General features: G+C 38.3%; 6 protein-coding genes. 1 reads left to right on the top strand and 5 read right to left on the bottom strand.

All coding sequences use genetic code 11. The features are described 5' to 3' along the window. Positions 1 to 56: 56 nt before the first annotated feature. The 5 genes from hemH to LC115_07705 all read right to left on the bottom strand — a co-directional run bounded on the left by hemH (position 57) and on the right by LC115_07705 (position 5,847). Entirely contained in the window at positions 57 to 1,106 is a 1,050-nt protein-coding gene (hemH, locus tag LC115_07725) for a ferrochelatase (GenBank protein ID MCZ2356559.1), read from the bottom strand. A 29-nt stretch (positions 1,107 to 1,135) separates the two neighbouring features. Then, on the bottom strand, positions 1,136 to 1,456 hold the full coding sequence (locus LC115_07720; GenBank protein MCZ2356558.1) for a rhodanese-like domain-containing protein: 321 nt from the start codon (positions 1,454 to 1,456) through the stop codon (positions 1,136 to 1,138). A gap of 203 nt (positions 1,457 to 1,659) precedes the next feature. Then, complete coding sequence (locus LC115_07715) at positions 1,660 to 2,604, bottom strand: aspartate carbamoyltransferase catalytic subunit (GenBank protein ID MCZ2356557.1); 945 nt, start codon at positions 2,602 to 2,604, stop codon at positions 1,660 to 1,662. Positions 2,605 to 2,613: 9 nt separating this feature from the next. Further along, positions 2,614 to 3,036, bottom strand: a complete 423-nt coding sequence (locus tag LC115_07710) for an EVE domain-containing protein (GenBank protein ID MCZ2356556.1) — start codon at positions 3,034 to 3,036, stop codon at positions 2,614 to 2,616. A gap of 3 nt (positions 3,037 to 3,039) precedes the next feature. Next, entirely contained in the window at positions 3,040 to 5,847 is a 2,808-nt protein-coding gene (locus LC115_07705; protein MCZ2356555.1) for a DNA translocase FtsK, read from the bottom strand. A 320-nt stretch (positions 5,848 to 6,167) separates the two neighbouring features. On the opposite strand from LC115_07705, the gene LC115_07700 reads away from it, so the two are divergent. Continuing rightward, entirely contained in the window at positions 6,168 to 6,548 is a 381-nt protein-coding gene (locus LC115_07700; GenBank protein MCZ2356554.1) for a hypothetical protein, read from the top strand. The last annotated feature ends 65 nt before the right edge of the window (positions 6,549 to 6,613 follow it).

The following is a 6,613-nucleotide window of genomic DNA, read 5'->3' as shown; positions in this document are numbered from 1 at the left end:
CAAGGCAAAAACTCAGAAGACTTTATCCGTTAATTTACGATTAACATAACACTACATCAAAGTAGTTTTTTTACTTCGTCAGCTAAGGCTTGAATGAGTTTTGGGTGGTCATTTAAGCCCTTTGTAAATTCAAATTGCTGGCAGCCCCAGTGTATAGCTTGTTCTTTAAACTCAATACCGATTTCGTGCAGAGTTTCGATATGGTCAGTTACAAAGGCAATTGGAACAACCAAAATGTAGCGACTGCCCCATTTCTTTATTAGATTATGTAATAAGTCCAATGTATTGGGTTTTAGCCATTTAGCAGGCCCTACTTTGCTTTGCCAACCTAACCAATAAGCATAGGAATCATGCCTTAGTTGTATTATAGCTTGGGCGGTTTCCTGAATTTGCTTAGAATAAGGGTCTCCGGCAGCTTTTTCTGAAATAGGGGTGCCGTGTGCAGAAAAAACAATTGTTACGTACTGCCGAATAGATTCAGGAAAACGAAGTAAGCCTTCGCTTATCCGGTCATTAATAGCTGCAAGATAGTCCGGATTTAGATGATAATTAGTAACCCACGTAGTTGGAATCTCCCGAATTGAGCTGCCAAGAGCACATTTTTGCCACTCATGCAAAGACGAACCTGTGGTGGTAAAAGAAAACTGAGGATATAGCGGCAGTAAAATAATGCGGCTAACTTGCTCCTGAACAAGCTCTTTTTGAACCTCTTCGGTAAATGGATGCCAATAACGCATAGCTACTTTCACCACAAATTGAGGTGAACCGACGGCTTCTGGGTTTAAAAAGGATTCTAATGCAACTCGTTGATTTTCAGTAAGAGCATTAATAGGAGAGCAGCATAATCTGCTATCAGACTTTCGTCCCGAACAGTTTTTGTGTCCTAAGCAAGCATCTTGGCAGTAGGAAATTTCAGCATACTTTTGTGCTACCGATTTTGAACGCAACGAAGAAACAGCATACGCAAATCCCTTTCTAAAAACTCCCCGAAAAGGAACCTTTATAATGTCTTCATCTAAAAATAGATTATACAAAAAAGGTTTTACATGAGTAACGGAGTTTGGCCCCCCTAAATTCAGCAAAATGACCGCTATTTTATTGTTCATAGCGGCTATTTAAGACTTAAACACGATAGTTACTGAACGTTTAGATTCGGGTCAATTTCGTTTTTCCAAGCCAAAATACCCCCCGTTAAATTTCTGATTTTTTGGAAACCTGCAGTGCGTAAAAAAGCGCAGGCAGTACTGCTGCGTGCGCCACTTCTACAGTAAACAACGACTTCTGAATCTTTATACTGACTTAGGCTCGGCAAAGTCAATGCAATAGACCCTAATGGAATCAACTTTCCGCCGATATTCGCCATCTCGTACTCAAAAGGCTCCCGAACATCAATCAAGGTTATTTTTTCACCGCCTTTTAAGCGTTTATTTAGCTCGTGTACAGTAATCTCAGTCATTTTTAATGGTAGTGGATACCTAAGACAACAAAAATAAAAACTATTATAATTAGAATCAACATAAATTGTTTTTTTTGATTAAATCTTGGAATAGTTTTCAATTAAGAATTAAAAATTAAGAATTAAAAATAAAAAAGAGGTTTTTAATCAAGCAATATTATCTAAATAACTCAACATGGGTGTTTTATGTTAAGACATATTGCTTAATTATTGTTTTTTGTATAATTTAAAAAATTCAATATAGCCATACGCATAGCTACTCCGTTAGTTACTTGATCTAAAATTAAGGTATGGGTAGAGTCCATAAGTGTATTTGATATTTCTACGCCGTGATTGATTGGCCCTGGGTGTAAAATAATTGGGATTTTAGATAGCTTAGATAGGCACTGCTCGTTTATTTGATATAGATTTGCATAGTCTGCTAATGAAGATAATAAGCCGGTATTTTGCCGCTCCGCTTGAATCCTAAGTGTAATAACTGCATCTGCCCATTCTAAGCTATCTTCCAAAGAATATGAAACTTCAGCACCAATTGTTGTTAATGAAGGTGGAAGCAACGTTGGTGGGCCGCAGAAGCGAACAGAGACTCCCAATTTGTTTAAAAGCAGCACATTAGAGCGGGCTACCCTGGAATGTAAAATATCTCCGACAATGGCTACGCGCAGCCCCTTAAAATCACCAAAATGCTGCTTTAACGTAAGTGCATCTAACAGTGCCTGAGTAGGGTGCTCATGAGTGCCATCACCAGCATTAATGATGTTGGCATTAACTTTTTGAGCTAAAAAATGAGGAGCCCCAACAGATTGATGCCGAATGACAACCATTTGAACGCCCATCGCAACAATATTTAAAACGGTATCTAAGAGCGTTTCGCCCTTAGATACGCTTGAATTAGAAGCTGCAAAATTTACAACAATACCTCCTAAATGCTTTTCAGCTAATTCAAAAGAAATACGGGTTCGGGTTGAATTTTCAAAAAACAAGTTTGCTATAGAAATTCCCTGTAAAACTTGCTCAACAGGCTGGTTTTTATCCAAAGATTCCCGATAGATTTGACCCTGAGCTAACAAAGACTCAACCTCGGAATTAGCCAAGTCTTCGATGCTAGTTAGGTGTTTACGTTCAGAATTAAAAGATTGGTATAACACCGTAATTTGTTAATTAAAAGTAAGTTTTGTATCAGAAATTTCAAGAATTAACTGAAATTCTGCCGGTTGAATAGGCATAACAGAAAGCCTTGCTTGTTTCAGCAACCCGAGTTGGGAAAGATCCGGAATTTGCTTGAGTTGCTCTAAGGTTACGGTTTTGTTCAGCGTCTGTATGGGTTTTATATCTACTGCTGCCCAAGGACTATCTACGGCGGTAGGGTCAGGATAAGCAGTTTTTGTTACTTGGGCTATCCCTACAATTTCTTTTCCGACATTAGAATGATAAAACAAAACACAATCTCCTAAATTCATTGCTTTCAGATAATTACGTGCTTGATAGTTTCTAACGCCATTCCAAACAGTATGCCCATCTTGGCAAAATTGCTGCCAACTATACTCGGTAGGCTCTTGTTTCACTAACCAAAACTGCATAGGTTATGATTTTCGGAAGAGTTGGAAGTATTTTTCAAGTTGGACTTCATCTGTCAATAGAACGTCTCTGGCTTTGCTGCCGGAGTTTGGGCCTACAATTCCGGCGCGCTCTAACTGGTCCATGATTCGTCCGGCACGATTATAACCCAATTTTAACCTTCTCTGAATCAATGAAGTAGATCCCTGCTGATGCCGCACAACTAAGCGAGCAGCTTCTTCAAACATGGTATCATACTCTTGGCTTGCATCATAGCCTTCATTATCAGCATCTTCACCTTCTTCCAAAAGTTCCGGCAGGTAATACGGCGCACTATAACCATGCTGGTTACTAATAAACTCTACCAAACGCTCTACTTCAGGGGTGTCTATAAACGCATTTTGAATACGGATAAAATCCGTTCCGGTTGAAAACAGTAAATCCCCTTTGCCAATAAGTTGGTCAGCTCCGTTACAGTCTAAAATAGTTCTGGAATCTGTTTTAGAAATCACTCGATAAGACATTCTGGCGGGGAAGTTAGCTTTGATAATGCCGGTAATTACATTTACTGAGGGTCTTTGGGTGGCTACTACTAAGTGAATTCCGATAGCCCGTGCCAACTGGGCTAACCGTGCAATTGGCGTTTCTACTTCCTTGCCGGCAGTCATCATTAAATCAGCTAACTCATCTATAATCAGAACAATGTAGGGTAAAAATCGGTGTCCTTTTTGTGGATTTAGATTTCGGCCAATAAAGCGAGCGTTGTATTCTGAAATATTTCGAACCTTAGCCGCCTGTAATAGCTTGTATCGGTTTTCCATCTCTAAGCATAAGCTGTTTAGAACATGGATAACTTGCTTGTTATCAGTGATAATAGCTTCTTCGGTGTTGGGTAGTTTTGCTAAGAAGTGTTTTTCTAATTGTTGATACAACGTCATTTCGACCTTTTTGGGGTCAATCAGCACAAATTTGACTTGGGCAGGATGTTTTTTGTATAAGATGGAGGCAATAACGTTATTCAGGCCAACGGATTTTCCTTGTCCGGTAGCTCCTGCTACCAATAGGTGGGGCATTTTGGTTAAATCGGCTACGAATACTTCATTAGAAATGGTTTTTCCGATAGCAATAGGTAATTCAGCTTTTGAATCACGGAATTTTTCGGTTGCTACAACGCTGCGGAAGGATACTATTTCCGGATTTGAGTTGGGAATCTCAATACCGATAGTGCCTTTGCCAGGCATGGGAGCAATGATACGAATCCCCAAAGCCGCTAAACTTAATGCAATATCATCTTCTAATCCCTTGATTTTGCTTATCCGAATACCCGGTGCAGGTGTTATTTCATAGAGCGTAACAGTAGGCCCCACCGTTACCCGTATGGAAGTTATTTCGATATTGTAATCTCGTAAAGTCTTGATAATCCGGTTTTTATTCTGTTCTAATTCCTCGCGATTAATTTCTCCGGCTCGGTTAGTTTCGTATTGTTTTAATAATTCTAAGGTAGGATATTGATAATTAGATAGTTCTTTGGTTGGGTCATAATCTTCCCAAGTCGCTAAGTTGTCATCAGATTCAAGTGTTTCTTGGCTTTCCGGCTCTATTAAAAGCCGGTATGATTTTTCTTCCTGCTCAAAGTAAACATTATCTTGTTCTGTTAAGGTAGCTAATGGTTCTTCTTGTTTTGGGATTTCGACTGAAAATTCTATTTCACCGATTTTATGGATTGGGTGCGGAGTACTTGGTGCCTTTGGTGTTATATTTTGGGGCACAGATTTAGGGTTATCTTGAGCGGATTTTATAGAGAAGTGCAATAATGGGTCTGTAGGTATAATATTTTTCTCTTCCGCTACCATATCTGGTTTTGGAGCTACAACCGGCTCATCAGTTTCAAGCCTACTGCTAAAAACTAGACTTGGATCTACGGCTTTTTCCGGAGAAAGCCATTTAGCATCAACCTGAAATTCCCCTGAAAGTAAATCTTCGTTATCAGAGATAGATTCCGGCCAATTTGGCCAAGCAGATTCTGTACCCACAAATGTATTTTCTCGTGCTTTGGCTACTTCTGCTAAGTTATCTAACCGTTCAAGTGCAGCCTCTTTTGGGGTTTCTTTTTGGGCAAAAGAAGATAACTTATCCTGCCAAGATTTCGGTAACTTGCTGAGTAACTTAGAAAATATTTCAGAATGCTGAATATTAAAGATGTCAAAATAAAATGAAACAAACAGGGTCCCGATTACCAACAAAATGGCCGCTAAACCAAAATAACCTACATAAAAAATCAATGTTTCGTCAAGAGTTTTTCCGATATAACCACCCCAATCTGTGTAAGATAAACCAAAAAGAAGTGTCCAAAAAGATAGAAAAGGAGGGAGCCAAAATAAGATGAAGAAAAACACAGGAAGTGCTTTCTGAAAAAACTGCAAAAATGTCTGCTTAGCAAGCAATGCTAAGGTAAAAGTGATCCCGCAGATAGGCAGCACAATAGCTGAAATACCAAACCCGCGAGTAATGAAAAAATCACCTAACCACGCCCCAACAGACCCTAACCAGTTGTGGGCAGACCCTTCGTTGATAGGAGGTAACGCACCGTATTCCGCAAGAGATTGATCCGCATAGCCAAACCATAAATGAGAAATAAGCGCTAATAATATAGATAAGTTGCTTAATAACAAAAAAATAAATACCAAAAAACGAACACGTTTTTGGGCATTTTGGGATAATGTCCACTTCTTTACCGTAATCGGTTTGGGCTGCGATTTCTTTTTGCTGGAAGCGTTGGTAGTGCTTCCGCCAACCTCAGTTGTAGAAGTTTTTAACCGATTCTGCTGCTTCATGCAGCAAAAATACAGCACACTACCCTTGAAATATAAAAACTTTCATCAACGTTTAAGAAACAACTAAAATAATAGTTGTGTGTATATGTTCAAAATTTAATAACAATACCGTGAATAATATTGATATTCCTAAAAAATATTTTTTACTAAAAAGAAATCAAAAACACTATTTCAATATCAAAACTCTTAATAGATTTTTAGAAATAATTAAAATTAACTAATAAGCAAATATATAATTATTATAATAATTAAGAAAAAAATTAAAATATTGGATACGGGAAAAAGCCGTATATTAGCACACGGAACTATACCTATAATTTATGAAAAAGATTTACAGTTGCATACTTATTAGTGTGTTTTTGTTATCCAATGGGGTTTATGCGCAAAGAGATCAAGTGCGGGATAGCGGCTTAGAAGGCTCTACGTACTATGACTTTTTGGTTAGTGTGCCCAAGATAACCGAAAAGACATTTCCTTTGTTTATGGCAGAAATCCATGAACTGCGAGGCGTTAAACCACAGTTTTTTTGCCAAAGTAATCAAGCCTTTGCTTTTAAAGTAGATGCAAAACTTTGGAACAATAGCACAGCCATCCTACAGAGATTTAAAGCAAATCGCCTAAACCTAACAATCTACGAAAAAGAAGGAACGGTTGAAGACATCATCTCTAACTGCCAAGTAGAGGCAATCAAAATTCATTAACTTTTTAATTATTAACTGATGTTACGCAAGGATATCATTAATTTAGCTGTATGAATGTTGAAAAC

It is taken from the genome of Bacteroidia bacterium (genome assembly GCA_026932145.1).
In the GTDB taxonomy this organism is placed as follows: Bacteria; Bacteroidota; Bacteroidia; order J057; family JAIXKT01; genus JAIXKT01.
This window is presented reverse-complemented; position numbering and strand designations above follow the sequence as displayed.

Coding starts and splice junctions, on each gene's coding strand:
- hemH (MCZ2356559.1), bottom strand. CDS start 1,106: ATGAACAATAAAATAGCGGTCATTTTGCTGAATTTAGGGGGGCCAAAC.
- LC115_07720 (MCZ2356558.1), bottom strand. CDS start 1,456: ATGACTGAGATTACTGTACACGAGCTAAATAAACGCTTAAAAGGCGGT.
- LC115_07710 (MCZ2356556.1), bottom strand. CDS start 3,036: ATGCAGTTTTGGTTAGTGAAACAAGAGCCTACCGAGTATAGTTGGCAG.
- LC115_07705 (MCZ2356555.1), bottom strand. CDS start 5,847: ATGAAGCAGCAGAATCGGTTAAAAACTTCTACAACTGAGGTTGGCGGA.
- LC115_07700 (MCZ2356554.1), top strand. CDS start 6,168: ATGAAAAAGATTTACAGTTGCATACTTATTAGTGTGTTTTTGTTATCC.